The following is a 2,850-nucleotide window of genomic DNA, read 5'->3' on the forward strand; positions in this document are numbered from 1 at the left end:
GGGGGCACTGGTCGGCGGAAGGGACGGGGTGGGCCCCCGATCGTTGCGGTCATCCTCCTGCTGGTCACGCACCAACCAGAGCGCGCCGCCGAGCAGGCCGGCGAGCAACAGCGCCAGTACGCCCCAGAGGATCGGCAACCACCACCGCCGACCACCCTGCTCCTCGACGTACCACTCGCCCGCGGGGTCATCCGGCAGGGGCGACCGCACCTCGGCCCGACCGGACCACGACGGCGGTATCGGCGCCGTCCGGTCGGCCGGCGGACCCGGCCGGGTGCCGGCGGACCGGTCGATCGGCATGGTCTGGTCGGGCGACAGGTCGGGACGAGCCGGGACGGTCCGGTCGATCGGTGCCGTCTCGTCCGGGTCGGGACGTGCCGGGGTCCGGTCGATCGGTGCGGTCTCGTCCGGGTCGGGGGCGGGAGGTTCCTGGCGGTCGTCGCTCATCGCACGTCCTTTCCCGAACCCGGACGGGCGTCATGGCCCTCGACCGCCAACCTAGTCGCCCACACCACCATCGGTGGGGATCAGCGTGCCGAGCCGCGCCGGCTGTCGGCGAGACAGAACGCGGGTAGGAGCCGGGAGGCTCGAACCCGCCGGCCTGGAATCAGGGCGTGGGTTTCGTGGTCGGCTGACCGTCGGCGCCACACCAGATGCTGACCTGGTCGTTCCACCGGGCCGGGCCGTCCTCGGCGGGCTCCTGCCGGCTGACCTTCCCAGTGCGTCCGCTGAGGTAGCGCGGGTAGAGGCCCTCGTCGACCAACTCGTCGGCGGCGTCGGCGCAACTCTTGCCGACCACGTCCGGCACCTCGGCGGCCGGCGCCGGCCCGGCGACCTGTAGTTGCACGGTCGTCCCTCGGGCGACCTCGGTGCCCACGTCCGGTGTGGTGCTCTCGACCGTACGGCCGACGCCGCCACCGAAGACGAGCCGCCAACCCAGCCGCTGCTTGCGCAGCGTCTCCCGTGCCTGCTCGAAGTCGGTGCCGATCACCGGCGGCACGGTCAGGCCGGGCCCCTTGGTCGAGGTGGCGGAGGTCTGGACCGCCGACGGTGTCGGCCGGCCGCTGCTCGGTCGGGGTGCGGTGGCCCTACTGGTCGACGCGCCAGCCGTGGTCGCAACGGCCAGCGGATCACCAGAGGGTGCGTCGTCCTCGCCGGCCAGCAACCAGCCGCCGGTCGCGCCCACGGCGGCGAGCAGCACCGCCGCCAGCCCACCACCGAGCACGACGCTGGCCCGGCCCGCACCGCCACCGGCGGCATTCCGCTGGCCCGTGTTCGTGTCCGTCATAACGCCCACCGCCTCATCACCGGCGACCGTACCGCCCGCCGCCCAACCCGCCCGCACCGGCGGTCCACACCGGCGGGTCTCTGCGACTCGCCGCGCCGACGACGGGACGTTACGCTGCCCGGCATGGCCAGACAGGGCTGGGGAGTGTCGATCGCGACGGCGATCGGGGTCGCTGCCGGCGCCGGTGCCGCACAACTGGGCTTCGGCTACGGGCTCGGCGTCATCACCTGGACGCCCACCGATGCCGGTGCGACCGACACGGCCTGGGCGGACGGCCTCGCCTGGGCCACGTGGCTCGCCGCCAGCTCGACGGTCCTCGGCGCGGTCTGCGCGCAGCGGCTGCATCAACGGAACGCCCCGGCGAAGGCCGTGATCTCTTCGGAGACTTCGCCCGGCGGTGGTGCCCGCCACGAGGGCCCGCAGCTCGACGATCGGGCGCCGGAGCACGTGAGCCCGGTCGACGGGTCTCCACCGGCCGTCGACACCGCCCGGCCGGAGGCGGTGGACACGCCACCACCGGTGGCCGAGCCGCCGGCCCACGAGCGCGGTGGCCTGCTGCGCCGGGTGGCCCTGGCGCTCGGCGCCGGGCTGGGTGGGCTGGTCACGGTGCTGTTGATCGCGGTACCCGCGCGGGTCGCGACCGGCGCGGACACCGGCGCTCCGCAACGAACGGCCGCCGTACAGGCGACGCTGGGCATCCTGATCGGCGTCCTCGTCGCGATCTGGGCGCTTCGCTCCCGAGCCGCCGCGGTCAACGTGACCGCGACGGCCGCCTGGCTCTGGCTGCTCGCGGTGATCTCCGTGATCGACGGAGTACGCGTCGGACGAGGGCTGACCGGCGCGCAACTCGGTACCTGGCAGTTCGACCCGGACCACGCCCGGTACTGGATCGGAGGCCAGCTCTACTGGCCCGGTGCGCTGTTGGCACTGGTGCCCGCGCTGCTGATCGGCGTACTGGCCGCCCGGCGGTCCGCCCGCTCGGGCGGGCACCGCGTGGGTGCGGCGGCCTCCGGCGCGGCGGGCCCGGTGCTCGTCGCGCTCGCCTACCTGACCACACTGCCGCACTGGTCGACGCTGGGCCCCGCGCAGCTGTCCACCCAGCTGATCGCCCCGTACGCGGTGATCGCCGGTATCGGCGGCTCGGTGCTGGCCGCCCGCCTCGGCGAGCGCAGCGAAAGGAACCGCCCGGCCGAACAGAGCCGATCGGCCGAGCTGAGTGCGGCACCTCGGGGCACGGTGGCCGACCCGGCCCCGGTCGCCGAGAGCGAAGCCTTGCCGCCGGTCTCCGGCTCGACGACCACAACCTCGGCCTCGACCGCCGGAACCGCAGCCTCGACGGCCGGAACCGCAGCGCGGCGCAGGAGGGCCGACGCCCCACCGCAGACGCCCCGGACGGGCTCGCTGCCGGGCGACGCCACCGCCGCACGGCAGGTTCCCGCCCAGCGTACGGACCCAGACCTTGCGGATCCGGCCGGTCGTCCCACCGAAGCAACAGCGGCAGAGGATCTGACCCCCACCAGCCGGCGAACCCGCGCAGCCCGCCGCACCACCCGCCCCACCAC

Annotated in this window: 2 protein-coding genes and 1 pseudogene; 1 reads left to right on the plus strand and 2 read right to left on the minus strand. The window is 74.8% G+C overall.

What is annotated here, in order from left to right:
* Both DLJ58_RS24440 and DLJ58_RS24445 read right to left on the minus strand, forming a co-directional pair.
* A pseudogene (locus DLJ58_RS24440) lies at positions 1–447 on the minus strand (PASTA domain-containing protein); the annotation flags it as partial.
* 160 nt (positions 448–607) lie between these two features.
* The gene (locus DLJ58_RS24445) at positions 608–1,288 is read right to left on the minus strand and encodes a PASTA domain-containing protein (protein WP_124859653.1); all 681 of its coding nucleotides are present in this window, start codon (positions 1,286–1,288) and stop codon (positions 608–610) included.
* A 123-nt stretch (positions 1,289–1,411) separates the two neighbouring features.
* Here DLJ58_RS24445 and DLJ58_RS24450 point away from each other — a divergent pair.
* Positions 1,412–2,850, plus strand: a 1,439-nt coding sequence (locus DLJ58_RS24450) for a hypothetical protein (protein WP_124859655.1), incomplete at its 3' end; no start/stop codon positions are given.

It is taken from the genome of Micromonospora arida, assembly GCF_003857035.1.
In the GTDB taxonomy this organism is placed as follows: Bacteria; Actinomycetota; Actinomycetes; order Mycobacteriales; family Micromonosporaceae; genus Micromonospora; species Micromonospora arida.

What these genes read in the sequence shown, in the direction of transcription:
- DLJ58_RS24445 (WP_124859653.1), bottom strand. Translation starts at nt 1,288, where the DNA reads ATGACGGACACGAACACGGGCCAGCGGAATGCCGCCGGTGGCGGTGCG.